We start from the raw sequence: 26196 nt of genomic DNA on the forward strand, positions 1-26196 counted from the left end.
GTGCCCTCAGCGGCGCCGCAGGTGGTGGCGCTTGCGCCACGCGACCGCCGTGCCGAGCACGGCCGGCACCACGATGGAGGCCATCGCCAGGAGGAAGGCCGGAGAGGTCGGTGCGGAGGCGCGCGCACCGGCGACGGCGTACGCGGCGGTGTTGGGGATCGAGCCGAGGGCCGTGGCGAGCAGGAACGCCGTCCAGCCCATGCGGGAGACCGCGGCGCAGTAGTTGGCGGCCCAGAACGGGACGCCCGGGAAGAGCCGGGCCGCCATCATCGAACGGAATCCGTGCCGGCTGAGCTGCCCGTCCGCCGCCGTCAGGAGCCGGCCGCGCAGCAGCGGGCGCAGCGCGTCCTGGCCCAGCAGGCGGCCGAGGCCGAAGGCCGCCCCGGCGCCCAGGACCGTGCCGGCCAGTGCCGCCGCGAGTCCCAGGTACGAGCCGAACAGGGCGCCCGCGGCCAGGTTCAGCAGCGGCCGCGGTACGAACGCCACCGTGCACAGGCCGTACGCCGTCGCGAACACCACCGCCGCGGCTACCCCGCCCAGTTGGGGCGGCCAGCCGTGCGCCAGCAGCCGCTGCGGCTCGAAGAGCAGCACGGACACTCCGGCCGCCGTGAGCAGGGCGAGAAGCAGACAGAGCCGCGCCCAGGGGGACAGCAGCACACGCGCCCAGCGGGCGGGAGGGGCAGACGTGGCGGACACGGACGGGACGACCGGGACCGGCGGGGCCGCGGGGACGGCGGCGGCCGGCTCGGTGGCGGCGGCCCGGGCAGAGGCCGTGGCGGTGCCCCCAGAGCGGGTGGTGGCATCGAGCATTCGGTGACATTAGCGGACGGATGTCAGTGATCGCCGCATGGCCCGGAACACGGGAGCCGTCCGCCGCCCTGAAAACCGTTCGACGGGCGGCAGGGGTCTCGTGAATGATCGGTCCCATGTTCCGGCACGCCTTCGTCCTCACAGCATCCGCGGTCGCGGATGCCCCGGAGGCTGCCGTCCTGATCCTCGTCGCCGCAGTCGACGGCGCCCGAAGCTGACCCTCCCCGGACCGTCCGGCGGACCCCTCAGGGGGAGGGTCGGCCATCCCGTGGGGTCCCGCAGCGCAGCACCTACCAGGCTTCGAGGTACAGCCATGCCCAAGACGGCGTACGTACGCACCAAACCGCATCTCAACATCGGCACGATGGGTCATGTCGACCACGGCAAGACCACGTTGACCGCCGCCATCACCAAGGTGCTGGCCGAGCGCGGCTCCGGCACCTTCGTCCCGTTCGACCGCATCGACCGGGCCCCGGAGGAGGCCGCGCGCGGCATCACCATCAACATCGCGCACGTCGAGTACGAGACCGACACCCGGCACTACGCGCACGTGGACATGCCGGGCCATGCCGACTACGTCAAGAACATGGTGACGGGGGCCGCGCAGCTCGACGGCGCGATCCTCGTCGTCTCCGCGCTCGACGGGATCATGCCGCAGACCGCCGAACACGTGCTGCTCGCCCGGCAGGTGGGTGTGAACCACATCGTCGTCGCCCTCAACAAGGCCGACGCCGGCGACGAGGAACTCATCGACCTCGTCGAGCTGGAGGTCCGCGACCTGCTCACCTCGCACGGCTTCGGCGGCGACGCGGTCCCCGTCGTACGGGTCTCCGGGCTGCGTGCCCTGGAGGGCGACCCGCGCTGGACGGCGTCGATCGAGGCGCTGCTCGACGCGGTGGACACCTATGTGCCGATGCCCGAGCGGTACCTGGACGCGCCGTTCCTGCTGCCGGTGGAGAACGTGCTCACCATCACCGGCCGCGGAACCGTGGTGACGGGGGCGGTCGAGCGCGGCACGGTCCGCGTCGGCGACCGGGTCGAGGTGCTGGGTGCCGGTCTGGAGACGGTGGTCACCGGCCTGGAGACCTTCGGCAAACCCATGGAGGAGGCGCAGGCCGGGGACAACGTGGCGCTGCTGCTGCGCGGGGTGCCGCGTGACGCGGTCCGCCGTGGCCACGTCGTCGCGGCGCCGGGCAGCGTGGTCCCGCGCCGGCGCTTCACCGCGCGGGTGTACGTGCTGTCGGCGCGTGAGGGCGGCCGCACGGCACCGGTGGCCACCGGCTACCGGCCGCAGTTCTACATCCGCACGGCGGACGTGGTGGGCGACATCGACCTCGGTGAGGCGGCCGTGGCGCGGCCCGGCGACACGGTCACGGTGACGGTGGAGCTGGGGCGCGAGGTGCCTCTGGAGCCGGGGCTGGGGTTCGCCGTCCGTGAGGGCGGTCGCACCGTCGGCGCGGGGACCGTGACCGCCGTGGTGTGAGTCGGGTGAAGGGGCTCGTGGGAGCCGGGGACCGCCGGCCGGTGTCAGCCGGTCGGCGGTCCCCCCCACCTGGGGCGTGACGGGGCCGTCCGGCGTGTGACGGACCGGCACAATGGACGCGTGATGGAGCCGATACCCGTGACCCGACCCGTCGATCACGGGACCGCCAAGCTGATGCCCGACGTCGACCGCGAACGGGCCTGGCTGCTGACCGTGGACGGCGCGCCGCAGTCGTACGTCGACCTGGACGCGCCCGCCCACCTGGAGTTCGAGTACACGCGGAGGCTCGGCCACGCCCTGGACACGGTCGCGGAGCCGGGCTCCCCGCTGGACGTGCTGCACCTCGGCGGGGGCGCCCTCACCCTGCCGCGGTACGTGGCAGCGACCCGGCCCGGCTCCCGGCAGGACGTCGTCGAGGCCGACCGCGGCCTGCTGGAGATGGTCGTCGACCATCTGCCGCTGCCGGACGGAGCCGACGTCTCGCTGCACACCGCCGACGCCCGTGCCTGGCTGGAGGCCGCCCCCGGCGACTCGGCGGACGTCCTGATCGCGGACGTCTTCGGCGGCTCGCGGGTGCCGGCCCACCTCACGTCCCTCGGCTACGTCCGCGAGGCGGGGCGCGTGCTGCGCCCGGACGGCGTCTATCTCGCCAACCTCGCCGACGCCGCTCCGTTCGCCTTCCTGCGTTCCCAACTCGCCACCCTGGCAGCGGTGTTCGAGGAGCTCGCGCTGATCGCCGAACCCGCGGTGCTGCGCGGCCGCCGTTTCGGCAACGCGGTGCTGCTCGCCGCGCACCGCCCCCTCGACGTGGCCGCGCTGACCCGGCGGACCGCCTCCGACGCGTTCCCCGCCCGCGTCGAACACGGCGCCGCGCTACGGGAGTTCACCGGGGATGCCGAGCCGGTGCGGGACGACGGGGCCGTACCGTCGCCCGAGCCTCCGGAGGGCGCGTTCGGCATCGGCTGACCAGGGCCGGCCCGGCGCCGCCGCGGGTGCCGGACAGCCGTCCGTCAGCCCCCGGTCGGGGTTCCGTGCAGCCGGACCGTGCTGAGGATCTTCATGATGGTCGCGGTGGGGACCTCGTCGCCCACACCCTTGGCGCCGTAGAAGTTCCAGGACACGAAGTCCCCGGCGGAGTTCTTGAAGCCGAAGGAGAGCGCCTTGCCGTCGCTCGCGCACTTCCCCTTCTGGGGCGTGTTGCTCGACTGGGCCCAGGCGATGCTGCCCTTGACGCCCGACGTGGTCGTGTAGGGCTTGGCCTTCTGGTCGAACGTCAGGCTCTTCTTGTCGGGCTGGGTGTAGCCGCCGTAGACCCACCAGCCCACGGTGTTCACGGCCACCTCGTCGGTGTTCTTGGCGCCGTCGGCGCCCTTGGTGCCCGCCGCGGCGAGCGAGGTGTCCACTTCGCGGCCGCCCTTTTCGGCGGCGGACGTGCACCACTTGGTCTTGTACTCGGCCACCCCGGACATGATGGTGAGCGGCTTGCCGCTCTTGTGGTCCTCGAAGCCGATGCTCAGACCCGCGGACTGCACCTCCCAGTCGGCCGGCACGTCGAAGGCGACGCCCCGCTTGGGGTTCACGACGACCTTCCAGCCGGGAACCGTCGGCTTCTCGGTCTCCGTGCCGCGCGGGTTGTCGCCCGAGCCCGAGTCCGAGTCGGAGGCGCTCGGTTCGGCGGAGGCGGAAGCGGTGGGGGACGGGCTCGACCCGGTGTCGTTCGACCCGCCGCCGGCCTTGTCGTCCTTGCCCCCGCCGAGCACCAGGAAGCCGGTCACCGCGGTGGTCAGGGCCACGGCCGTGAGGCAGAGGATCGCGACGAGCTTCGTCCGGTCGCCGCCCCCGCCCGGCTGCTTCGGCGACTCGGGGCCGCCTATCTGTGTGGGCGCGCCCCACTGGGGTTGCTGGGCATATGGGTTGGGCTGCTGGTAGCCGGGCTGCTGATAGGGATTCGGCTGCTGGTATCCCGGCTGCTGATACGGGTTGTTCTGCGGGTTCTGCTCGCCCCCGGGCGGCTGCTGTCCTGGCCACATGGGCAGTAACCCTAGTGGCGCCAGGGACACGATTCGGTCACCGGCTTTTGTCAGGGACGTACCAGTAGGGCGTGCCTTTGCCGCGTGCGGGCTCTGGCCCGAACGGGCTACTGATGAGTAACATTCCGGCATGAGTGCTGACCAGATGTCGATCGGCGAGATGCTCGCCGCCACCGTGCCGATGGCCCGGACCCTGAACCTCGAATTCCGTCGGACCACCCCGGAACGGGCGGAGGTGACCCTGCCTGACCAGGCCGACTATCACAACCACGTGGGCGGGCCGCACGCCGGCGCGATGTTCACGCTGGGGGAGTCCGCGAGCGGGGCCATCGTGCTGGCCGCGTTCGGCGACCAGCTCTCGCGTGCCGTGCCGCTCGCCGTACGGGCCGAGATCTCCTACCGGAAGCTGGCCATGGGAGCCGTCACCGCCACCGCGACCCTGGGCCGTCCGGCCGCCGACGTCGTCGCGGAGCTGGACGCGGGACAGCGGCCGGAGTTCCCGGTGTCGGTCGAGATCCGGCGCGCCGACGGAGAAGTGACGGGAGAGATGACCGTCGTCTGGACCCTGCGGCCCAACGGCTGAGCGGTTGCCGCCGCCCTCTGCGCGGCCGCGGAGCACCGGGGCCGCGCAACACCGGGGGCGGACCCCCGCCCCCGGGGTGGACGCCCGGCGCCTCCTCCGGGCGGCGGCGCCGGTCCGCCGGGAGCGGCGGGGCGGGGGAGCTGCCGGGTCGCGGCCGGGAAAGACGCGCGTACGCGGGCTGCCGGCCGGGAACGCGGGCGCGATCCGCGCGAGCCGCCCGGCCGGGCCGACCCGGTAGGCTTCCGTGAGGGCGTGTCTCGCGGCGCTCCGCAACAGCACAGGGACGCGAAAAACGGGGAGGAACCTGCGGTGCACGTCCAGGAATGGCTCGACACGGTACCCGCGGCCGCTGTCTACGCCGTGGTCGGCCTGGTCATCGGTCTGGAGAGCCTGGGCATCCCACTGCCCGGCGAGATCGTCCTGGTCTCCGCGGCCCTGCTGTCCTCCCAGCACGCGGGCATCAACCCCGTCGTCCTCGGTGTGTGCGCCACCGTCGGCGCGGTCGTCGGCGACTCCATCGGCTACGCCATCGGCCGCAAGGGCGGCAGGCCGCTGCTCGCCTGGCTGGGGAAGAAGTTCCCCAAGCACTTCAGCGAGGGGCACATCGCGACCGCCGAGCGCTCCTTCGAGAAGTGGGGCATGTGGGCGGTGTTCTTCGGCCGCTTCGTCGCCCTGCTGCGCATCTTCGCCGGCCCGCTGGCAGGCGTGCTGCACATGCCGTACTGGAGGTTCCTCGTCGCCAACGTCCTCGGCGGCATCTGCTGGGCGGGCGGCACCACGGCGGTCATCTACTACGTGGGTGTCGTGGCCGAGTCCTGGCTGAAGAAGTTCTCCTGGCTCGGCCTGGTGGCGGCCGTGCTCATCGGGCTCGGCTCGATGCTGGTGCTCAAGCGCAAGGCGAAGAAGGCGGAGGCGAGCGCGCGGCCCGAGACCGAGGAGCCCAAACCGGTTCCCGCCGGCGAGTAGCCGGACGCCCTCCCCGAGGGGGCACGGGCGGCCGGTCTCAGGCGTGCGCCTCGCGGTGCGCCTGCGCGAGCTGCGTGTACATCGTGCCGTTCTGGGTGATCCCCTCACGCTCCTCCCGCGTCAGCTCCCGCCTGACCTTCGCGGGAACGCCCGCGACCAGCGACCCCGGCGGCACCCGCATGCCCTGCGGCACCAGTGCCTGCGCCGCGACCAGGGATCCGGCGCCGATCACCGCGCCGTTCAGCACGGTCGCCCCCATCCCGATCAGGCAGTCGTCCTCGACGGTCGCGCCGTGCACCACGGCGTTGTGCCCGATGGAGACGCGCTCGCCGACGCTTACCGGGAAGCCGGGGTCGGCGTGCAGCGTGCAGTTGTCCTGGACGTTGCTGCCCGCGCCGACGGCGATCCGCTCCACGTCGCCGCGCAGCACCGCGCCGTACCAGACGCTCGCGCCCGCACCCAGTGCCACGTCACCGATCACCGTGGCCGTGGGTGCCAGGAACGCCCCCGTGTTCACCTGGCGCTCGCGGCCGCCGATGCCCATGATCAGCGCCTTGTCCGTCATCGTCGTTCTCCCTTTCGCCACATGGGTCCGACGGCACCGTACGTCATCCGGTGGGGTGAAGATCACAGACGTGCGGCGCCGTGGGCGTGGCCCGGGCTGAGTACGGTGAGCGGGTGCCCACGCGTAGGAACACGTTCTCATCATGGTGGCGCCGCCTTGCGCAGCGCGCCGTGCACGCGGGCTGGGCCTGGGTGCAGCGCACGGGTTCCGTCACGGCGGAGCGCCCCGGACGCCTCCGCTTCGGCGCGATGGGAACAGGTACCAGGCTGGCCTTCCCGCTCGGCACGGTCTTCGGCGAACCGTGGATCCACCTCGGCGCGCACTGCATCGTGGGCGAGCAGGTCACGCTGACCGCCGGTCTGATGCCCGACCTGGACCTCGGCCCGGAGCCGATCCTGCGCATCGGGGACGGGGTGGTCCTCGGCCGCGGCAGTCACGTCATCGCCGACACCACGGTCACCATTGGCAGCGACTGCTACTTCGGCCCCTATGTCTACGTCACCTCGACCAACCACTCCTACGACGACCCGCACCAGCCCATCGGCAAGCAGTGGCCCCGGATGGAGCGGGTGGAGATCGGCTCCGGCTGCTGGGTGGGCACCGGCGCGGTGATCCTGCCCGGGGCGCGGATCGGGCGGAACGTCGTGGTGGCGGCCGGTGCCGTGGTGCGCGGCGAGGTACCCGACCACGCGGTGGTCGCGGGGGCGCCCGCCAAGGTCGTACGCCGCTGGACCACCGCCGAGGGCTGGCAGCCGCCGCTGCGGACCCCGGCTCCGGTACCGATACCGCAGGGGATGACTCCGGAGCAGTTGCTGGCGCTTGCGGAACTGGACGGGGAGAGCGCCGCCGAGTGGGACGGAGAGCCTGATTCCCGGCTGGCCGGGCTGGAGACCGAGGGCGGCTGATCAGGTCCGGGCCGTCGGCGGGCCGGCCCCGCGGCTCAGCCCGTCGCCAGCAGCAGTGTTCCGACCAGCGCCAGGCCCGCCCCCGCCGCCTGGACGGCCCGCAGCCGTTCGCTGAGGAAGCCGCGGGCGGCGAGCGCGGTCACCACCGGGTAGAGCGAGGCGAGGACGGCGGCCACGGTGACCGGGCCGTGCTGGGCGGCGACGCAGTACGTGCCGTTGGCCGCGACGTCCGCGAGGCCCACGGCGCCGAGGGCGGGCAGCGAGCGCCAGGGGAAGCCGGCCTCCGGCAGCACGGGCCCACCGCGCCGGGCGGAGGCGTACAGCGCCGCCCCGCCCACCGCCACATTGGTCACGCGCTGCACGAAGAGCGCGAGGAACAGGCCGGTGACGGTGGTGGAGGCCTCGGCGATCAGCGCGAACACCGTCCCGAAACCGAGGGCCGCGACCAGGGTCAGCCCGATCGCCCGCCGCTGCACCGCGGCGCCCCCGAGGCGCGGCCCGCCAGCGAGCATCACCCCGGTGACGGCGACCGCGATCCCCGCGACCTGGAGCAGTCCCGGCCGCTCGCCCAGCACCAGGCCGACGGAGATCGGCACGGCCACGCCGAGCGAGGCGAGCGGCGAGACCACGCCCATCGGGCCGAGAGCGAGCGCCTTGTAGAAGGAGAGCATCGCGACCGGACCGACCAGGCCCGCGGCGAACGCGAACCACAGCCGCGGTCCGGCCTCGCTCCAGCCGCCGGTGGCGACGACGATCACGCCCAGCACCGCCGCCGCGACGGACTGGGAGACCACGACGACCGTCAGCGCGGGCATGCGCCGGGTGAGCAGTCCGCCGCCGAAGTCGGCCAGACCCCACAGGAGGCTGGTGGCCAGGGCGAAGAATGCTGTCACGACGTACCTCGCAGTACAGTTCGGTGAACGATCGGGTGCAACCCACCGTAGTTCAGCGAAGTAAACTCTGTCATCCAAAATATTGGACGGAATGTGTCGGACCTCGAACTGCTGACCCAGTCCCTGGCGCGCAACGTCAAACGCTGGCGTACCGAGCGGGCCTTCACCCTGGACACACTCGCCGCCCGCGCGGGAGTCAGCCGCGGCATGCTCATCCAGATCGAGCAGGCCCGCACCAATCCCAGCCTCGGCACCGTTGTCAAGATCGGCGACGCGCTCGGCGTCAGCATCACCACCCTGCTCGACTACGAGCAGGGCCCCCGGGTCCGCGTCGTCCCGGCCGACCAGGCCGTCCGCCTGTGGCACACCGACGCGGGCAGCTTCAACCGGCTCCTGGCGGGTGTCGAGGCACCCGGGCCGCTGGAGATGTGGGAGTGGCGCCTGATGCCCGGCGAGGGCAGCCCCTCCGACCCGCATCCCACCGGCACCGTCGAACTGGTGCACGTCACCGCGGGGGAGCTGACGCTCACCGTCGACGCGGTGGAGTACCGCGTGCCTGCGGGCGCGAGCGCCTCCTTCGAGGCCGATACCCCGCACACGTACGCCAACGGCGGCGCCGAGCCGATGGACATGCTGATGGCCGTGTCGGTCCCGCCCGTGCACTGAGACGCCCCGCCGCACCGCCCGGCGCGGCTGTTAGCGTGCGGTCATGCGCGCACCCATCGGGAACTTCGACCAGGCCACCCCCGCCCCCGACTGCCTCGACGAGCTGACCCGCCCGGTCGCCGACGCCGTACGCCACTGGCACGGCTGTGTCCCGGCCGACCAGATCCTGTACGTCGAGACCGACCCGGAGTTGGCCGACACCGCCGTCTTCGTCGGGCACTATGGCCAGGACCTGCTCGAGACCTCCGCGAACTGCGTGGTCGTGGCGGGCCGGCGCGGCGGCGGGACCCGGCTGGCCGCCTGCCTGGTCCTGTCCACCACGCGCGTCGACGTCAACGGCGTCGTGCGCCGCCAACTCGACGCCCGCAAGGCCTCGTTCGCGGCCATGGAGGTGGCGACCGGGGAGACCGGCATGGAGTACGGCGGCATCACCCCGATCGGACTGCCCGACGCCTGGCCCCTCCTGGTCGACTCCCGCGTCGTCGACCTCCCCTACGTCCTGGTCGGCAGCGGCCGCCGCCGCGGCAAACTCCTGGTCCCGGGCAAGGCGTTCGCGGAACTCCCGGGCGCGGTGGTGCTGGAGGGCCTGGGCGTCTGACCGCGGCGGCCCAGTGGCAGGGGATCTCGACCGATACGGCGGGTCCTGGCATCCGCCGTGTCGCGCTAGGCGAGGAAGCGGGGTTCGAGCGTCGGGGCCGTCCGGCCCCCCGGGCCTCCGATCGCCGGGCCCTCGGGCCACAGATCGGTGAGGTCGGCCGGGTGGAGCGGCCTGCTGTAGGCCGCGCGCAGAACGCCGGCGGCCGTCGCGGGCGGGGCCTCGGCGAGCGCGGCGAACCAGTCGAGGCCGGCCGGGTACGCCCACAGGTACGAGCGCAGGAGCGGATCCCTGCCCCGGTCGGCGAGCAGGTCCGCGATCTCCGCGTCGTCCCAGAAGGGCACCCGCGCCACGGCGTGCGCGGCGCACGCGTCGACGCTCACGCCGGCATTGATCGCCAGGTGCAGTTCTGCGCGGACCAGTTGCAAGTAGTGCTCCAGCCGGACGCGGGTCATCAGCGGCCGGTCGTCGGCGGCGACGAAGAGCGGCAGCGCCTGGGCCAGCCCCTCGAGAGCGACCTGGCAGGGCGAGTGCACGGTGAGCAGCGGCAGCCACGGGAACTCGTCCCTGACGAAGGCCGCGTGGAAGCCGGCGCTCTGCAGCCCGTGCCCGAGGACCTCGTGGAGCGCGAACATCCGGGCCTGGACGATGGTGAAGGCCGCCCGCTTCAGGTTGACGCGCAGCCGTACGGTCCGTCCGGCGCCGTCCAGCCAGTACGACCAGTAGGCGTCCGCCCGGACCGTCTCGACGGTGAGGTCGTACGCGGCCGTCGTGCCCACCGCGGCGCGCACGCGCGGCTCGAACACGGCTGCCTCGTGACGGATCGCCTCGGCAGCCTCTTCGGCACTGATGACGCCCTCGGTGCGGCTCAGGTCGTGCTCGGTGTGCGGCCCCCAGGCGACCCCCGCCTCGGCCAGGAGGCGGCGAGCCGCTTCGCCGCGGGCCGTGATGTAGTCGGCCGGCCACCCCCGTGCGTCGCAGCCCTGGGTGCGGCACACATAGGAGTCGAGGGGAGGGCACTCGCCGAGCAGGGCGGCGAGGTAGGTGAGATGAGCCTCCGTCTCGCGCACCAGACGCCGGTCACCCGCCTGTCGCCCACGGGTCAGAAGCGTACGCAGACGCCGGTGGGCGGCCAGTCTGCCCAGTGCGGCCGGGGCCGACGCCGGAGCGCAGTCGAAGTCGACGACCGGCGGGTTCCCCGACTCGGTCTCGTACCGGTGCCAGCCGCGAAGGACGCGCTCCAACTCCTCGTAGAGCGGCGCGCTCATGAGGGCACGATTCCGGTCTGCGGTCGGTGACGGCAGGGCTTCCGGGCTTCGGTGGACGGAGTCATACTCGGATGATGGGCGATTTCCCGAGGACTTGCCCCGGAAAGGACGGAGAATCTCGTGGAGACCGAACTGCCTGATCTGAGCGGTGTGATGTTGGCCGATCTGGGCCGTGCGAGCGACGCGGGTACGGCCGCCGCTCTCGACTGGGTGACCCGTCAGTGCGACGGTGTGCCTGCCGTCTGCGCCGGCGGCGGCGAGCCGGGCGGCGGAGCCGAGCGTATCGACTGAGTATCTGTCACCAGCCCACGGGCAAGGGAGCCGACCGACGTGATCGAATCTCAGATACCGGACCTCAGGGCCGTGCAGCTCCACGAGCTGCTCGGCAGTGATGACATCACGCTGCACCGCGGCCTGCAGTGGATCGGCGCGGACAGCGACAAGGTGGCCGCCGTCGCCGCCAGTACCGGCGGCGGCGCCGGCGCGGAGCGCATCGGTTGACCGGCACGGGGCTCACCAGCCACCGGATCTCCTGGAGTACCGTCGACGCCATCGCCCGAGGGACCTCGGGCCCTGGCGTCGTCCGGGAGATCAGAAACGCCGAGCGCAGTCGGACCCTGCTGCTGTTGCGCGCCATCCGGGACGAGGCCGCGGCATCCCCCCAGTCCACGGGGCCCCTCCCTCCGCCGGAGTCGGCGTGGCAACTGCTGGACCACGTCCAGCAGACCGCGCCCGCGGCCCTGGAATCCGTGCTGTCCTATCCGTACGTCGCCGGTTGGGCCGGCTTCACCCTGCGCCGGCTGCGCCGCGGACATCCCACCGATCCCGCGCCGGCGTGGGTGCATCTCGGCCATCTCCACGGCGTCGCCGCCGCCGCGGCGCTCCACGCGGGCATGGACGTGGACGTGCGGGTGCCGGCCAGGAACGGAACCGTCCCTCTGCCCACGCTGGGCCTGGCCCGCTCTCCGGCCGAACCGGAGGCGCGATGGTCCGTGGCCAGGGTCGTCTCCCGCGACGGAACGTCCCGCGTCGAGATGGACGGGGGCACCGTACGACTGCCTGCAGACCTCGGCCAGGACGCGCCCGGCTGGTGGGCGCTGCGGCGCCTCGAATGCGGGGAAGGCGCGCACGCCCTGTCCGTGCGGCTGGACGACCTCGACCCCTACCGTGGGCTCTACGAGACGCTCGATCCGCACCGTCTCGAGGACGCCGAGGTCGTCACGTGGCAGGCCATGCTCGACGAGGCCTGGCACCTGATCCGCCGTCACCTCTCCGGCCGGGCAGATGCCATGAGCGCCGGCCTGGACGCCATCGCCCCGTATCCCTTCACCAGCCGCTTTCCGCTGATCAGCGCCTCCAGCGGTGAGGCGTTCGCGGGAATGGCCGTCGCCCGCCCGCACGCCGCCGAGGACCTCGCTGAGATCCTCGTGCACGAGTTCCAGCACATCCTGCTGGGCGGACTCCTCCGCCTGGTCCCCCTGATCCGGCGGGACGAGCAGGCCGAGGAGCGGCGTTTTTACGCACCCTGGCGGGACGACCCGCGTCCCGCCGCGGGGCTGCTGCAGGGCGTCTGCGCCTTCTTCGGTGTTACGGAGTTCTGGCGGGCCGCGCTCGGCTCCCGGGACGACGTCATCGCCGACGGCGCCGCGTTCGCCTGCGCGCGATGGGAGCGGCCGACACGGGAGGCTGTCCGCACTCTGCGGGCCGACCCGAGCCTGACCGAGGCGGGCAGCCGCTTCCTCCAGGCGATCGAAGAACGGTTCAGCGCCTGGGAAGAGGCTCCGCCGGTCACGCCGCCGCACACCGCGGCGCTGACGGGGAATACGGTGGCCGCCGACCACCGGGCCGGATGGCGGCTGCGGCATCTGCGGCCCGATCCGAGTGCCGTGGCCGACCTCGCCCGCGCATGGCAGAAGGATCCCGGCGCCAACACTGTACTCAGGTACACGGAGACACTCGTCCCGCAGCCCGACGGCCCGTGGTCCCTGGCCCGCGCCGACCTTCTGCGCCGCACGGCCCGGGCGGGCTCGTCGTCCCTGGACCCGGACCTCGCCGCGTCGACCGGGGCGACGGCGGCCGACCTGGCCCTCGCCGAACGACGGTGGGCCGACGCAATGGACGGCTACCGGGCGGAACTCGCGGACGACCCCGACCGTCCGTCCTCCTGGATCGGCTTGGCGCTGGCCTGGTCGTCCCTGGAACCCGGTCCCGGGGCCGCGCTCCTGCTGCGCCGGCCCCAGCTCGTACGAGCCGTCCACCGGCGCCTGCGGGCGAAACCGGGAGCGCCGCAGCCGGAGGCGCTCGCCACCTGGCTCGCCAACCGCCTGCCGGTCGGCGGTCAGGTTCCCGGACGTCCGCGGACGGGGATGGCGTAGCGGTATCCGAGTTTGGCCTGCCCCGTCTTCCACCGCACACCGTCGCCCGCCCGGCAGTACCGCGACTGCAACTGCGACTCGGGAGCGTCGGGCATTTCCATGCCCAACTGCTGTGCCTCCACACGGTTCTGCGCATACGGTGAGCACGAGATCGCGAGGCCGTCGCGGCCCGTGACGGTGACTTCGAGGTTGTCGGTCACGTACGAGACATCGGTGTAGCACTTCTCCTCGTGGCCGATGAAATCGAACGCCCCGAAGAGATCCAGCTCGACCGTGAAGGTGCAGCGGGTGCGGCCCGGCTCCAGGGATACGGGTACGCGCACCGCGCCGGACTCGACCAGACGTCCGTCGAGGGCCGTCGGTTCGGCGGGTATCTTGCGCTCTCTCTGGATGAAGGCGATGGCCGGGTCTGAATCCACCCCGTCCACGCTGACACGGCGCACGGTGATGCTCGTCCACGGCGGATGGTCCTGCGCCACCTCCGCGATCATGGGGAAGGAGATCCACGGGACGACCGCGGCGTCCGGCGACTCCACATCGCAGGAGATCCGCAGCGTCGCGGTGCCGTCGCCGGCGATGACGAAGGTGTCGTGCCGCCGGCGGAACCGGATGAGCCGCGGAACGTACGCCTCCAGATCGCGCAGGTGCGCGAGCTTTCGCACGTCCTTGCGGATGCTGTCGGCCACCAGCCACAGGGCTACCAGGCCCGACGCGATGGACGCCGCGATCAGCAGCCAGGTGAGCACCAGGAACAGCTCCGCCTGCGAGGCACTGGATCTGATGCCCACCAGCGTGCCCGCGATGGTGAGCACCACCGAGACGACAGCGGAGATGAAAGCCGCGAGAGCCGCGCTGACCCCGCTGTGCTGTGGCTCCTCCACGTCCGCCCTCCCCCGCCGGTGTGCAGTCGTGACCGAAGTGTCCCGCGTCCGGCGGCCCGTGTGGTCGGCGCGGCACGCAAAGTCATACGCGCACCGTAGGGCGGGTCAGTAAAGCTGCTGATGCACGGCGTCAAAACTGCTTATGCGGTGCGGGTCAGCCGAGGCGGGGGATCTCGATGGCCGGGCAGCGGTCCATGACCATGTCGAGGCCTGCCGCGCGGGTGCGTTCACAGGCGGGCTCGTCGATCACTCCGAGCTGGAACCAGACGGCCTTCGCGCCCTTGGTGACGGCCTCGTCGGCGACCTGGCCGGCGAGATCGCTGTTGACGAACACGTCGACCACGTCCACGTCGAACGGGATGTCCGCGAGGGAGGCGTACCCCTGCTCGCCGTGCACCGTCTCCGCCTTCGGGTGGACCGGCACGACACGCTTGCCGAAGCGCCGCAGCACCTCGGCGACGCCGTACGCGGCCCGGCCGCGGTTCGAGGACAGCCCCACGACCGCCCAGGTGTCACCGTGCTCGGTAAGGATCTTCCGGATGGTCGCAGCGTCGCCGTACACCAGCGGTCTCCTTGTCTCGGGAGGGGTTTCCGTCCGGGCAACGACGGGCGCCGCCCGGCGATTCCCGGCCGGTGCGGAACGCGCCGCAGTGTCCGGAACGCGCCCGCCGGACTGCGCGCGGCCGTCCGGCGGCCTACGCTCGGGCCGTGCTGCGCATCATCGACGCCCGAACCGGCGAGCCCGTGGACGCCGCCCCCGTCCGTCATGGGCTGACCCGTGTCGAGGCGCACGCGTCCGGCTGCGACGCCTCGGGCGTGCGCGTGCTGCTGGTCGCCGACATCCTCACCCGCGCCCTCGAACTGGACGGCACGCCCGTGTGGCCACTGCTGTCCGGCGGCCGGGAACAGGAGCAGGAGCTGCGGGCGGCCGCCGCCGCCCTCGGCATCCGCCCCTTCGAGGACGGCCGCGGCGCCGGCACCGCTTGGGGCGAGGCCCAGGCCGTCCATGTGGTCGTTGAGGGCGCCGACACCGCGGCCGGGGGAGTCCGCGTCGCCGTCGCGCCCGTCGACGCGGCCGTACCGTCCGTCCCCGCGCACGACGACGACCCCGCCGCCTGGCGCCTGGCGCTGCTCAGCCGCCGCCACACCCGGCCCGTGCGGCTGGACGAGGCAGCGCTGGACGACGCCCGGCAGACGCTGGCGCGATGGCGCGCGGCGGTCGCCGAGTGGGCGCGCCGGCCCTCCCGGCCGGTCCCCGACCAGGTGCGCGGACGGCTGCGCGGTGCCTGGGAGGACGACCTGGACGTGGCGGCCGTCCTGCGGGTCCTGGAGTGGGTCGGCACCGATCCGGACCTGGCGGACGGCGCCCGCTTCGAGACGTACGCGTACGCGGACCGGCTGCTCGGCGTCGACCTCACACGCGACCTGGGGCGTACGCCGTGATCGCCCGCACCGGAGCCGGCCCGCTGCGCCGCCTGGTGGTGCTGCGGCACGCCAAGTCCGCCTGGCCCGAGGGCGTCGCCGACCACGACCGCCCTCTCGCGCCCCGCGGCCGCCGGGACGCGCCCGCGGCGGGTCGCGCGCTCGCCGAGGCCGACTGCCTTCCGGACCTCGCGCTGTGCTCCACCGCGCTGCGGGCCCGGCAGACCTGGGACCTGGCCTCCGACCAGTGGGGCACCCCGCCGCCGGTGCGCCACGACCGTCGGCTGTACGCCGCCGACGCGCCCGAGCTGCTCGCCGCGGTGCGCGAGGCGCCGCCGGAGGTGGAGACGCTGCTGCTGCTCGGCCACAACCCGGGCCTGGAGGACCTGGTCCTGGAACTGGCCGGCGACGGTCTGGACGACACGCTGGAGCGACTCCGGACGAAGTTCCCGACCTCCGCGATCGCCGTCCTGTCCTGGTACGGCCCCGGCTGGCCGTCCCTCACCCCGGACGCCGCCCTCCTGACGGAGCTGATTGTGCCGAGGGGCACCAAGAAGCGGCGCTGAACCGCGCACGCGTGCCGGCGGCCGGGCCTTCCCCCGGTCGTCCGGAGCGAACCCTCCTGCGGCACCGGCTCGGGCGCCGCATAGGCTGGACCGATGCAGGACGAGTACCGCACAGTCGCACGCGCGGGCGTGCACGAGACCGAGATCAACCGCTCGCGCTTCCTGTGCGCTCTCGCCCCGGCGGCCACCGAGCGGGAGGCCCAGGACTTCGTCGCCGCCGTCCGCAAGGAGCACGCCGACGCCACGCACAACTGCTGGGCGTACGTCATCGGCGCCGACGCCGGGATCCAGAAGGCGAGCGACGACGGCGAGCCGGGCGGTACCGCGGGCGTTCCCATGCTCCAGATGCTGCTGCGCCGCGACATGCGGTACGTCGTCGCCGTCGTCACCCGTTACTACGGCGGCGTCAAGCTCGGCGCGGGCGGTCTCATCCGGGCCTACGGCGGAGCCGTGGGCGAGGCCCTGGACACGCTCGGCACCCGCACCCGCCGCAGGTTCCGCATCGCCACCGTGACCGTGGACCACCAGCGGGCCGGCAAGGTGCAGAACGACCTCAGGTCCACCGGGCGCGAGGTGCGCGACGTGCGCTACGGCGAGGCCGTCACCCTGGAGATCGGCCTGCCGGACGCCGACGTGGACGCCTTCCGGGGATGGCTCGCGGACGCCACGGCCGGCACCGCGGGGTTCGAACTGGGCGGCGAGGCCTACGGAGATGCGTAACACATCGGGCATATCGCACCAATCGCCCGGTGTGGCGTCGTGCGTGACGGTCGATACGGAAGTATCCGCCCGTGATGTCAGACCCGGCCGTTAGTCTTCGAGGACCATGAGGCTCCTGCACACTTCCGACTGGCATCTGGGCCGGGCGTTCCACCGCGTGAACATGCTCGACGCCCAGGCCGAGTTCATCGGCCACCTCATCACGACGGTGCGCGAGCGCGACGTCGACGTCGTGGTCGTGTCGGGAGACGTGTACGACCGCGCGGTGCCCCCACTGGCGGCGGTCGAGCTCTTCGACGACGCCCTGCACCGGCTCGCCGGCCTCGGCGTGCCCACGGTGATGATCTCCGGGAACCACGACTCGGCCCGCCGTCTCGGCGTCGGCGCGCGACTGATCGACCGGGCGGGCATCCACCTGCGCACCGAACCGTCGGCGTGCGGGACCCCGGTGGTCCTCCCGGACACCCACGGCGAGGTCGCCCTCTACGGTCTGCCCTACCTCGAACCCGCCCTGGTCAAGGACGAGTTCGCGGTCGACGGCGCAGGCCACGAGGCGGTGCTCGGCGCCGCCATGGACCGGGTCCGCGCCGACCTCGCCACGCGTGCGCGTGGGACCCGCTCCGTCGTCCTCGCGCACGCCTTCGTCACCGGCGGCGAGCCCAGCGACAGTGAACGGGACATCACCGTCGGCGGGGTCGCCGCCGTCCCCGCGGGCGTGTTCGCCGGCGTCGACTACACCGCCCTGGGGCATCTGCACGGCTGCCAGACCATCACCGAGCGCGTGCGCTACTCCGGCTCCCCGCTGCCGTACTCCTTCTCCGAGGCCGCCCACCGCAAGAGCATGTGGCTCGTCGACCTGGACGCCGACGGCTTCGCGGGCGCCGAGCGGGTCGACTGCCCGGTCCCGCGCGCCCTGGCCCGCATCCGGGGAACCCTGGAGGACCTGCTCGCCGACCCGGACCTCGCCCGCCACCGCGAGGCGTGGGTCGAGGCGACGCTCACCGACCCGGTCCGCCCCGCCGAACCCATGGCCCGCCTCACCGAGCGCTTCCCGCACACCCTCAGCCTCGTCTTCGAGCCCGAACGCGCGCCCGGCGAGCCGGACGTGTCCTACGCCCGCCGGCTGGCCGGCCGCGGCGACCAGCAGATCGCGGAGGACTTCGTCGCCCACGTGCGCGGCGCGGCACCCGACGAGCACGAACGGGCGGTGCTGCGCGAGACGTTCGACGAGGTCCGGGCGGACGAGGCGGTACGGGAGGTGTCGCGGTGAGGCTGCACCGGCTCGACATCACCGCGTTCGGCCCCTTCGGCGGCTCGCAGACGATCGACTTCGACACGCTGTCGGCCGCCGGGCTGTTCCTGCTGCACGGCCCCACCGGCGCAGGCAAGACCTCCGTCCTGGACGCCGTGTGCTACGCGCTGTACGGCGCGGTCCCCGGCGCCCGGCAGAGCGGACAGGGCACGACCCTGCGCAGCGACCACGCCGCCGCGGGCACCCGCACGCGGGTCACCCTCGACCTCACCGTCGCCGGACGCCGCCTGGAGGTCACCCGCCTGCCGCCCTGGGAGCGCCCCAAGAAGCGCGGCACGGGCACCACGCTCGACAAGGCGCAGAGCCTGCTGCGCGAGTACGACTCGACGGCCGGCGCCTGGAAGGACCTCAGCCGCTCCCACCAGGAGACAGGCGAGGAGATCACCCAGCTGCTCGGGATGAGCCGCGAGCAGTTCTGCCAGGTCGTCCTGCTGCCTCAGGGCGACTTCGCACGGTTCCTGCGCGCCGACGCCGAGGCCCGCGGCAAGCTGCTCGGAAGGCTGTTCGACACGCACCGTTTCGCCGCGGTGGAGAAGCGTCTCGCCGAGCGTCGGCGCGCCACCGAGGCCCGGGTGCGCGAGGGCGACGCGGCGCTGCTGGCCGACGCGCACCGGATGCAGCAGGCGGCGGGCGACGCCATGGAGCTGCCCGAACTCGCGCCGGGCGAGCCCGGCCTGGCACAGGCCGTCCTCACCGCGGCCGCCGTCGCCCGCGCCACCGCGCGCGAGCAGCTGACCGTCGCCCGCTGCCGGCTCACGGCCGCCGAGTCCGCCCACGCCGACGCCGAGGCGGCGCTGCACCGGGTACGCGAAACGGCCCGGCTGCAACAGCGGTACGCCGAGGCCCGGGAGCGCGCCGAGCGCCTCGCCGAGCGGTCCGGTGCCCACCGGGAGGCTCAGGCACGCATGGAGCGGGGGCGCAAGGCCGAGATGGTGGCACCGGCGCTGGAGCTGCGCGAGGCCGCCGACGCCGGGCACCGCCGGGCGGCCGCCGCCGAGGCACGCGCGCGTGCGGCGCTCCCGGCGGAGTTCGCCGACTCCGGCGCCGCCGGACTGGCCGCCGCAGCCCGCCGGGCCGCCGAGGAACTGGGCGGGCTGGAGTCGGCCCGCCGTGCCGAGCGGCGCCTGGCCGACGTCGTCGCCGAGCGCGCCGCGGCGGACCGGGAGGAGCGAGCCGACGACGACGTGCTCCAGGAGGCCGAGGCCTGGCTCGCGGGTTGGGAGACGGCCCGATCGGAGCTGCGCACGCGCATCGACACCGCCCAGGAGGCGGCCGCCCGGGCCGAGGGCCTCGCCCTGCGGCTCGAACCCGCGCGCCGGCGACTCGCCGCCGCCCGGGTGCGCGACGCACTGGCCGCGGACACCGAGGAGGCGCGGCGGCGGGCGCTCGCCTCCGCCGAGGCCGCCGCAGACGCCAAGGACCACTGGCTGGAACTGAAGGAGCAGCGCCTGAACGGCATCGCGGCCGAACTCGCCGCGAGTCTCGCCGACGGAGAGCCCTGCGCCGTCTGCGGCGCCACCGAACACCCCGCACCCGCGCGCAAGGTCGCCGGACACGTCGACCGAGAGGCGGAGGAGCGCGCGCTCGGCGAGCACCAGAGAGCCGAGGAACAGCGTGCCCGCGACGAGCGCCGCCTCGGCGCCGTACGCGAGGAGCTGGCCGCCGCCACCGCCGAGGCGGGCGACACCGCCACGGCACAACTCGCCGAGGAAGCCGGGGAGCTGGAAGCCGAGCTGGCTCAAGCCCGCCGGGATGGCTCCGCCCTGCACGCGGCGCGGCAGGAACTGCACCGCGCCGAGCAGGAGTGCGAGCGGCGGCTGACCGACCGCAGGCAGGCCGAACTCCGTGCGACCTCCCGGCTGGCCCTGCGGGAGAGCCTGGAGCGGGAGAAGGCCGCCCTGGAGGCGGAGCTGACCCACGCCAGGGGAACCGCCGGGACCGTCGCCGAGCGGGCCGCCCAACTGGAGCGGCGTGCGGCACTGCTCACCGGGGCCGCCGACGCCGCACGCGCCGCCGAGGACAGCGCCGAGCGGCTCAAGGACGCCGACGGACGTCTCGCCGAGGCCGCGTTCCGGGCCGGCTTCGACACCCCCGGGGCCGCGTCCGCCGCCCTCCTCGACGACGCCGCCCACCGCGAGCTGCAACGGCGCCTGGACGCCTGGCACACGGAGGAGGCCGCCGTGCGCGCGGTCCTCGCCGAGGCCGACACCGCGGACGCCGCCCACCAGCCGCCCGCCGACCTCACCGCCGCGGAGGCCGCAGAGGCCGACGCGGACCGGCGGCTGCGCGAGGCCGTCTCCGCGCGGGACGCCGCCGACCGCCGTCGCGACGAACTCGACCGGCTCTCCGCACGCGCGGCGACCGGCGTACGCCGACTGGCCCCACTGCGGGAGGAGTACGACCGTGTGGCCCGCCTCGCCGCCCTCACCGCGGGGACCTCGGCCGACAACGAGCGCAGGATGCGCCTGGAGTCGTACGTCCTCGCGGCCCGCCTGGAACAGGTGGCCGCCGCCGCGACCGTACGCCTGCGGCGCATGTCGTCCGGCCGCTACACCCTCGTCCACTCCGACGACCGGGCCGGCCGCGGCCGCAGCGGTCTCGGACTGCACGTCGTCGACGCCTGGACGGGCCGCGAGCGGGACACGGCGACCCTTTCGGGCGGCGAGACGTTCTTCGCCTCGCTCGCCCTCGCTCTCGGCCTCGCGGACGTCGTCACGGACGAGGCAGGCGGGGTGCGCCTGGACACCCTCTTCATCGACGAGGGCTTCGGCAGCCTCGACGACCAGACCCTGGACGAGGTCCTCGACGTCCTCGACTCCCTGCGCGAACGCGACCGCAGCGTCGGGATCGTCAGCCACGTCGCCGACCTGCGGCGGCGCGTCCACGCCCAACTCGAGGTGGTGAAGGACAGGTCGGGGTCGGCCGTACGGCTGCGCGGGGCGGGCTGAGCGGAGCGAGTGCGTGGGACCGCCGGGGCGGCCGGAGGACGGCCGCCCCGGCCGGGCTCACAGGTGGGAGAGTTCGTCCACCAGGTCGTCCAGGCCCAGCGAACCCTGGGACAGGGCCGCCATGTGCCAGGCCTTCGCGTCGAACGCGGCACCGTGGCGCTCCCTGGCCTTCTCCCGGCCCAGCAGCCAGGCCCGCTCGCCCAGCTTGTAGCCGATCGCCTGGCCGGGCATCGACAGATAGCGGATCAGCTCGCTCGCCACGAAGTCCCTCGGGCGGCTGCTGTGCGCGCCGAAGAACTCCCGCGCCAGCTCCGGCGTCCAGCGCTCACCCGGGTGGAACGGCGAGTCCGCCGGGATCTCCAGCTCCAGGTGCATGCCGATGTCGATGATGACGCGGACCGCCCGCATCATCTGCGCGTCCAGATAGCCGAGCCGCCGCTCCGGATCGGTCAGGAAGCCGAGTTCGTCCATCAGGCGCTCCGCGTACAGCGCCCAGCCCTCGGCGTTGGCGCTGACCCCGCCGACCGTGGCCTGGTAGCGCGAGAGGTCGTCGGCCACGTGCGCCCACTGGGCGAGCTGGAGATGGTGGCCGGGGACGCCCTCGTGGTACCAGGTCGAGACCAGGTCGTAGACCGGGAAGCGGGTCTGCCCCATGGTCGGCAGCCAGGTACGGCCCGGCCGGGAGAAGTCGGCGGACGGCGCCGTGTAGTAGGGCGCCGCGGCACCTCCGGGCGGGGCGATGCACGACTCCACCTTCCGCACCCGCTCGGCCAGTTCGAAGTGGGTGCCGTCGAGCGCCTCGATCGCCTCGTCCATCAGGTCCTGCAACCACTGGCGGACCTCGTCGACGCCCTCGATGTGCGTCCCGTGCTCGTCGAGGTGCGCGAGGGCCACCCACGGGGTCTCGGCGCCGGGCAGGACCTTCTCGGCCTCCTGCTTCATCTCGCCGAGCAGCCGGTGGAACTCCGACCAGCCGTACGCGTACGCCTCGTCGAGGTCAAGGTCCGTGCCGTTGAAGTAGCGCGAGAAGCGGGCGTAGCGCTCACGGCCGACCGTGTCCGGGGCGTCGCCGATCGTCGGCGCGTACACGTCGCGCATCCAGTCCCGCAGCTCCACGAGGGCCGCGTTCGCCGTACGGGCGGCCTCGTCCAGTTCCGCGCGCAGGGACTCGGGGCCCTCGGCGGCGAAGTCCTCGAACCAGCCGCGGCCCTTGCCGTCGGTGTCCGACCACTCGGTGAGCTGCTCGATGAAGATCGCCGTCGGCTGCGGGCCGCCGTACAGCTTGCGGTCCAGGCCGAGGGCGAGGGACTCGCGGTAGCCGCGCAGTGCGGCCGGCACGGCCCGCAGGCGCTCGGCGATCGCGGCCCAATCCTCGTCGGTGGCGCTGGGGGTGATCGTGAACACCTCGCGCACCGAGTGCACCGGGCTGTGGATGTTGCTCACCGTGCGCAGGCCCTCGTCGGCGTCGTGCACCGCGAGTTCCGCGGTCAGGCGCTCGCGCAGCAGGCGGGCGCACCGGCGCTCGATGTCACTGTCCGCGCCGGGCTGCCGCTCGGCCTCGTCCAGCCGAGCGAGGGTGGTGCGCGCGAGGCCGGCGAGCGCCTGCTGGCCGGCGGGCGAGGTGTCGGGCAGCCTGCTCGAGCTCTCCTTCACACCGAGATAGGTGCCGGTGAGCGGGTCGAGGGCGATGAGTTCGTCGACGTACGCGTCGGCGACCTGACGGGGCAGCTGGTTCTTGGTCTGTGACATGCCGACCATCCTCGTACGGACGGGCGGCTCACGTCAGCCCGGTTTACCCGGCACCGGGCCGTGTTCAGTCCGATTTCGCCGAGGGCGTGCCCGGCTGCGCGCCGGGCGGCAGCAGGGGGCCGCAGTCCCACTGCTGGAAGATCAGCCGGGTCTCCACCCGTGCCACCTCGCGCCGGGCCGTGAACTCGTCGAGGACCAGGCGCTGGAGGTCGGCCATGTCCGCGACCGCGACATGGACCAGATAGTCGTCAGGGCCGGTCAGATGGAACACGGTCAGCGACTCCGGCAGCGCCCTGATCCGTTCCACGAACGGTCCCACCAGCTCCCGCCGGTGCGGTCTGACCTGCACCGACAGCAGTGCCTGAAGACCCCTGCCCAGCTTGGCGGGGTCGAGCCGCAGCCGGTGGCCGAGAATGAGCCCCGAGCGGCGCAGCCGGGCCACCCGGTCCAGGCAGGTCGACGGAGCGACCCCGACCTGCGTGGCGAGGTCGCGGTAGGTGGTCCGGGCGTCGTTCTGCAGCAGCCGCAGCAGATGCAGATCCACCGGATCCAGTACGACGGATTCGGCCATGGGGCGAACGTAGCACGGCCTTCGCGCCCGTGATCCCGGCCGCTGTTCACCCTTCGGTCATGGACACGCCCTTGGACTCCGCGAGCACGCCCGCGTACGACGACGTACGCCCCGCACCCAGAGCACTGGCCACCGAGGCGGTGCACGCCGGCCGTGACGACCTCGCCCGGCAGGGACTGCACGCCCCGCCGATCGACCTGTCCACCACCTACCCCTCCTTCGACAGCCGCGCCGAGGCCGCCCGCATCGACGCCTTCGCCACCGACGGCGCCGAACTCGACGGCACCCCGGTCTACGGCAGGCTCGGCAACCCCACCGTCGCCCGTTTCGAGACCGCCCTGGCCCGGCTGGAGGGCACCGAGTCCGCGGTGGCGTTCGCCAGCGGCATGGCCGCGCTGAGCGCGGTCCTCCTCGCCCGGTCCGCCATGGGTCTGCGGCACGTCGTCGCCGTGCGCCCGCTGTACGGCTGCAGCGATCACCTGCTCACCGCCGGGCTGCTCGGCACCGAGGTGACCTGGACCGACCCGGCCGGGATCACCGACGCGCTGCGCCCGGACACCGGCCTGGTCATGGTCGAGACACCGGCGAACCCGACGCTGGCCGAGGTGGATCTGCGGGCCGTCGCCCACGCCTGCGGCTCCGTGCCGCTTCTCGCCGACAACACCTTCGCCACCCCTGTGCTGCAGCGCCCCGCCGAGCAGGGTGCGCGCCTGGTGCTGCACAGCGCCACCAAGTACCTGGGCGGCCACGGCGACGTGATGGCCGGTGTGGTGGCCTGCGACGAGGAACTCGCCGGACGGCTGCGGCAGGTGCGGTTCGCCACGGGCGGGGTGCTTCACCCGCTCGCCGGATACCTGCTGCTGCGCGGGCTGTCCACGCTTCCGGTCCGGGTGCGGGCCGCCTCCGCCACCGCCGCGGAACTGGCCGCCCGCCTGGCGGACGATCCGCGCGTCGCCCGGGTGCACTACCCGTCCATCGGCGGTGCGATGGTCGCCTTCGAGGTGCACGGCGACCCGCACGACGTCATCGGCGGCGTCGGCCTGATCACGCCGGCCGTGAGTCTCGGCAGCGTCGACACTTTGATCCAGCACCCGGCGTCCATCAGCCATCGCATCGTCGACGCGGACGACCGGCGCGGCGCCGGGGTCGGCGACCGGCTGCTGCGGATGTCGGTGGGTCTGGAGGACGTCGAGGACCTGTGGGCCGACCTGGACCGGGCGCTGGGGGCGCGGCCGGGACAGCCGCAGGTGAGGGGGCTGCACCAGGCGATGAGCTGAGCCGGGCGGCCCGGAGGCCGCGCGGCCCGGCGGTCCTGGACCGGGCGCCGGGCCGCGCGGCCGGACGCTTCCGGGCCGCGCACCCTCCGAGGCCGCTGCTCAGTCCCGCGGGCGGGAAGCCTCGTACCGCGCCCGCTCGGCGTCGTACGGCAGGCGGGAGGCCACCGGGGTCGCGTCCAGCCGGGCCGTGACGACCAGGGTGCCCTCCTCGATCTGGAAGTCGAGCGGCAGGCCGAGGCCCCGCATGGCGGCGACCATGCCGGTGTTCGCCGCCTGCGTCACGGCGTACACGCTCGCGCAGCCCGCCTCGACGGCCATCGCCACCAGCCGGCCCAGCAGTTCGCCGCCGACGCCGCGGCGCTGCCAGGCGTCCTCGACGAGCAGCGCGACCTCGGTCTCGTCGCCGTCCCACAGCAGATGGCCGAGGCCGACGATCCGCCCGGAGGCGGTCCGCGCGGCCAGGGTACGGCCGAACCGCGGGCTCAGCAGGTGGTCGAGATAGCGGTCGGCGTCGCCGACCGGCCCGTGGTAACGCAGGCCGAGGGTGCGCACCGAGCAGCGGCCGTGCATCTCGCGGGCCGCCGCGAGGTCGCCGGCGCCGGCCCTGCGCACGGTGATCGCGTCGCCCTCGGGCAGCGTCAGCACGTCCTGGCCGCGCGGAACGCGCGGTCCGAGCCGGGTGTCCAGCTCCACCAGGGCGCGCGCCCGCGCGAACTCGGTGGGCGTGAAGGGCAGGTACGGCCGCTCCACGGTGATCGTCCCGCCCTCCGGCGCCCGCAGCCGCATCACCGTGTCCTCCAGCGCCCCTTCGGCCGGCACCTCCCGCGAGCCCCCGGCCGGGGCCGGCCGGTCCGGCAGCGAACGGATGGTGCACCGCCCCAGCAACTGCCGCAGCGTCAGCGGGAGTTCCGCCGCGTCGAGCGCCGTGCGCGTGGCCAGGCCCAGGACCCGTGTGGGCGCGTCCACCAGATCGTGCGCGTCGGCCCGCTCGATCCACGTGTCGGCACCGCCGGCCAGCGCGGCCGCCCGGGTGATGTCCGACGCCTCGAGCGCGCCGGGAGCGCGCAGCAGGAACTCGTCCACCGTGCCCTCGGCCAGCGGATGCGCCTGCAGGCTGAGGATGTCCACGTGCCGGGCGGCCAGTGCCGCGCAGAGCGCGGCCAGCGAACCCGGCGCGTCCCGCACGGTCGTCCGCATCCGCCACAGCGCGCTGTCGCCCGGCGCCGCATCGGCCGCCGCGGGGCCGGCGGCCGGCGGCCCGGCCTGCTGGGCGGTGAGCGGCCGGGCGCCGGTATGGTCCGCGGGCGGTGCGTGACCGTGACGGCGTGCCCACCACGTGTGGAAGGCCGCCGTGGCCACCAGGGCGAACGCCGAGATCATCAGCAGGGTGGGACCCCCGGGCCCGTGGCCGATCAGGTTCGCCACCGCGTCGGCCACGGCGACGGCCGTGAAGAGCGCGGCCAGTTCGACCAGGTCCCGCCGCCAGTGATGCGCCCGGCGTCCGTGCTTCGACCACGTCGTGTTCGACACTTCTCCAGTCATACGACCACTGTGGCGGAACGGTGTTGCGTGATCGCGAACGCGCTGTGACCGATGAGTAAAGCGATGTTC

General features: G+C 73.6%; 26 protein-coding genes. 16 read left to right on the plus strand and 10 right to left on the minus strand.

Annotated elements, in window-relative coordinates; translation table 11 throughout:
• Window positions 1–6 precede the first annotated feature (6 nt).
• On the minus strand, window positions 7–810 hold the full coding sequence (locus ACIOWN_RS21215) for a VTT domain-containing protein (protein ID WP_362352576.1): 804 nt from the start codon (window positions 808–810) through the stop codon (window positions 7–9).
• 313 nt (window positions 811–1123) lie between these two features.
• Here ACIOWN_RS21215 and tuf point away from each other — a divergent pair, with 313 nt between their 5' ends.
• Window positions 1124–2293 carry an elongation factor Tu gene (gene tuf / locus ACIOWN_RS21220; RefSeq protein WP_362352579.1) on the plus strand — a complete coding sequence of 390 codons (1170 nt, stop codon included), beginning with the start codon at window positions 1124–1126 and terminating at the stop codon, window positions 2291–2293.
• A gap of 120 nt (window positions 2294–2413) precedes the next feature.
• Window positions 2414–3259 carry a spermidine synthase gene (locus ACIOWN_RS21225; RefSeq protein WP_401983098.1) on the plus strand — a complete coding sequence of 282 codons (846 nt, stop codon included), beginning with the start codon at window positions 2414–2416 and terminating at the stop codon, window positions 3257–3259.
• 44 nt (window positions 3260–3303) lie between these two features.
• Here the strand turns inward: ACIOWN_RS21225 and ACIOWN_RS21230 are convergent, their stop codons facing one another.
• Window positions 3304–4323 carry a hypothetical protein gene (locus ACIOWN_RS21230; protein ID WP_401983099.1) on the minus strand — a complete coding sequence of 340 codons (1020 nt, stop codon included), beginning with the start codon at window positions 4321–4323 and terminating at the stop codon, window positions 3304–3306.
• 130 nt (window positions 4324–4453) lie between these two features.
• Between ACIOWN_RS21230 and ACIOWN_RS21235 the strand changes: the two genes are divergently transcribed.
• Both ACIOWN_RS21235 and ACIOWN_RS21240 read left to right on the plus strand, forming a co-directional pair.
• Window positions 4454–4906, plus strand: coding sequence for a DUF4442 domain-containing protein (locus tag ACIOWN_RS21235; protein WP_362352587.1), 453 nt, complete (start codon window positions 4454–4456; stop codon window positions 4904–4906).
• Between the two features lie 309 nt (window positions 4907–5215).
• Window positions 5216–5872, plus strand: coding sequence for a DedA family protein (locus tag ACIOWN_RS21240; RefSeq protein WP_401983100.1), 657 nt, complete (start codon window positions 5216–5218; stop codon window positions 5870–5872).
• Window positions 5873–5909: 37 nt separating this feature from the next.
• Here the strand turns inward: ACIOWN_RS21240 and ACIOWN_RS21245 are convergent, their stop codons facing one another.
• Window positions 5910–6437, minus strand: coding sequence for a gamma carbonic anhydrase family protein (locus ACIOWN_RS21245; RefSeq protein ID WP_401983101.1), 528 nt, complete (start codon window positions 6435–6437; stop codon window positions 5910–5912).
• Window positions 6438–6550: 113 nt separating this feature from the next.
• On the opposite strand from ACIOWN_RS21245, the gene ACIOWN_RS21250 reads away from it, so the two are divergent.
• A complete protein-coding gene (locus ACIOWN_RS21250) occupies window positions 6551–7342 on the plus strand; it encodes an acyltransferase (RefSeq protein ID WP_401983102.1) in 792 nt (263 codons plus the stop codon).
• Between the two features lie 35 nt (window positions 7343–7377).
• Here ACIOWN_RS21250 and ACIOWN_RS21255 read toward each other — a convergent pair whose 3' ends face one another.
• Entirely contained in the window at window positions 7378–8235 is an 858-nt protein-coding gene (locus ACIOWN_RS21255) for a DMT family transporter (protein ID WP_362352597.1), read from the minus strand.
• A gap of 93 nt (window positions 8236–8328) precedes the next feature.
• Between ACIOWN_RS21255 and ACIOWN_RS21260 the strand changes: the two genes are divergently transcribed.
• Together ACIOWN_RS21260 and ACIOWN_RS21265 are read left to right on the plus strand one after the other, a co-directional pair.
• Window positions 8329–8901 carry an XRE family transcriptional regulator gene (locus ACIOWN_RS21260; RefSeq protein ID WP_362352600.1) on the plus strand — a complete coding sequence of 191 codons (573 nt, stop codon included), beginning with the start codon at window positions 8329–8331 and terminating at the stop codon, window positions 8899–8901.
• A gap of 43 nt (window positions 8902–8944) precedes the next feature.
• A complete protein-coding gene (locus tag ACIOWN_RS21265; protein WP_362352603.1) occupies window positions 8945–9499 on the plus strand; it encodes a YbaK/EbsC family protein in 555 nt (184 codons plus the stop codon).
• Between the two features lie 65 nt (window positions 9500–9564).
• Here ACIOWN_RS21265 and ACIOWN_RS21270 read toward each other — a convergent pair whose 3' ends face one another.
• Window positions 9565–10764: a hypothetical protein gene (locus ACIOWN_RS21270; RefSeq protein ID WP_362352604.1), complete on the minus strand. Its 1200-nt coding sequence runs from the start codon at window positions 10762–10764 to the stop codon at window positions 9565–9567.
• Between the two features lie 120 nt (window positions 10765–10884).
• On the opposite strand from ACIOWN_RS21270, the gene ACIOWN_RS21275 reads away from it, so the two are divergent.
• Genes ACIOWN_RS21275 through ACIOWN_RS21285 form a run of 3 tightly spaced genes read left to right on the plus strand, consistent with a single transcriptional unit; the run spans window position 10885 to window position 13139 of the window.
• Window positions 10885–11055, plus strand: coding sequence for a hypothetical protein (locus tag ACIOWN_RS21275; RefSeq protein ID WP_362352607.1), 171 nt, complete (start codon window positions 10885–10887; stop codon window positions 11053–11055).
• A gap of 39 nt (window positions 11056–11094) precedes the next feature.
• The gene (locus ACIOWN_RS21280; protein ID WP_401983103.1) at window positions 11095–11265 is read left to right on the plus strand and encodes a hypothetical protein; all 171 of its coding nucleotides are present in this window, start codon (window positions 11095–11097) and stop codon (window positions 11263–11265) included.
• On the plus strand, window positions 11262–13139 hold the full coding sequence (locus ACIOWN_RS21285) for an aKG-HExxH-type peptide beta-hydroxylase (RefSeq protein ID WP_362352613.1): 1878 nt from the start codon (window positions 11262–11264) through the stop codon (window positions 13137–13139). Before ACIOWN_RS21280 ends, ACIOWN_RS21285 begins: the two co-directional genes overlap by 4 nt.
• Here the strand turns inward: ACIOWN_RS21285 and ACIOWN_RS21290 are convergent.
• Together ACIOWN_RS21290 and ACIOWN_RS21295 are read right to left on the minus strand one after the other, a co-directional pair.
• Window positions 13103–14020, minus strand: a complete 918-nt coding sequence (locus tag ACIOWN_RS21290) for a hypothetical protein (protein ID WP_362352616.1) — start codon at window positions 14018–14020, stop codon at window positions 13103–13105. The two genes, ACIOWN_RS21285 and ACIOWN_RS21290, sit on opposite strands and share 37 nt — an antisense overlap.
• Window positions 14021–14174: 154 nt before the next feature.
• Window positions 14175–14582 carry a CoA-binding protein gene (locus ACIOWN_RS21295; RefSeq protein ID WP_362352619.1) on the minus strand — a complete coding sequence of 136 codons (408 nt, stop codon included), beginning with the start codon at window positions 14580–14582 and terminating at the stop codon, window positions 14175–14177.
• 146 nt (window positions 14583–14728) lie between these two features.
• On the opposite strand from ACIOWN_RS21295, the gene ACIOWN_RS21300 reads away from it, so the two are divergent.
• From ACIOWN_RS21300 to ACIOWN_RS21320, 5 genes are all read left to right on the plus strand, one after another.
• Entirely contained in the window at window positions 14729–15463 is a 735-nt protein-coding gene (locus ACIOWN_RS21300; RefSeq protein WP_362352622.1) for a hypothetical protein, read from the plus strand.
• Window positions 15460–16008: a histidine phosphatase family protein gene (locus ACIOWN_RS21305; protein ID WP_362352625.1), complete on the plus strand. Its 549-nt coding sequence runs from the start codon at window positions 15460–15462 to the stop codon at window positions 16006–16008. Before ACIOWN_RS21300 ends, ACIOWN_RS21305 begins: the two co-directional genes overlap by 4 nt.
• A 93-nt stretch (window positions 16009–16101) precedes the next feature.
• Window positions 16102–16728: a YigZ family protein gene (locus ACIOWN_RS21310; protein WP_401983104.1), complete on the plus strand. Its 627-nt coding sequence runs from the start codon at window positions 16102–16104 to the stop codon at window positions 16726–16728.
• 106 nt (window positions 16729–16834) lie between these two features.
• Window positions 16835–17998, plus strand: coding sequence for an exonuclease SbcCD subunit D (locus tag ACIOWN_RS21315; RefSeq protein WP_401983105.1), 1164 nt, complete (start codon window positions 16835–16837; stop codon window positions 17996–17998).
• A complete protein-coding gene (locus ACIOWN_RS21320; RefSeq protein WP_401983106.1) occupies window positions 17995–20988 on the plus strand; it encodes an AAA family ATPase in 2994 nt (997 codons plus the stop codon). The genes ACIOWN_RS21315 and ACIOWN_RS21320 overlap by 4 nt, the downstream gene beginning before the upstream one ends.
• Before the next feature lie 57 nt (window positions 20989–21045).
• Here the strand turns inward: ACIOWN_RS21320 and ACIOWN_RS21325 are convergent, their stop codons facing one another.
• Both ACIOWN_RS21325 and ACIOWN_RS21330 read right to left on the minus strand, forming a co-directional pair.
• Window positions 21046–22737 carry a DUF885 domain-containing protein gene (locus tag ACIOWN_RS21325; protein WP_362352635.1) on the minus strand — a complete coding sequence of 564 codons (1692 nt, stop codon included), beginning with the start codon at window positions 22735–22737 and terminating at the stop codon, window positions 21046–21048.
• A gap of 64 nt (window positions 22738–22801) precedes the next feature.
• On the minus strand, window positions 22802–23308 hold the full coding sequence (locus ACIOWN_RS21330; protein WP_362352638.1) for an Lrp/AsnC family transcriptional regulator: 507 nt from the start codon (window positions 23306–23308) through the stop codon (window positions 22802–22804).
• A 59-nt stretch (window positions 23309–23367) separates the two neighbouring features.
• On the opposite strand from ACIOWN_RS21330, the gene ACIOWN_RS21335 reads away from it, so the two are divergent.
• Complete coding sequence (locus tag ACIOWN_RS21335) at window positions 23368–24585, plus strand: trans-sulfuration enzyme family protein (RefSeq protein WP_401983107.1); 1218 nt, start codon at window positions 23368–23370, stop codon at window positions 24583–24585.
• Window positions 24586–24684: 99 nt separating this feature from the next.
• Here ACIOWN_RS21335 and ACIOWN_RS21340 read toward each other — a convergent pair whose 3' ends face one another.
• The gene (locus ACIOWN_RS21340; RefSeq protein WP_401983108.1) at window positions 24685–26127 is read right to left on the minus strand and encodes a GNAT family N-acetyltransferase; all 1443 of its coding nucleotides are present in this window, start codon (window positions 26125–26127) and stop codon (window positions 24685–24687) included.
• Between the last annotated feature and the right edge of the window lie 69 nt (window positions 26128–26196).

This window comes from Streptomyces sp. NPDC087787, assembly GCF_044743035.1.
In the GTDB taxonomy this organism is placed as follows: domain Bacteria; phylum Actinomycetota; class Actinomycetes; order Streptomycetales; family Streptomycetaceae; genus Streptomyces.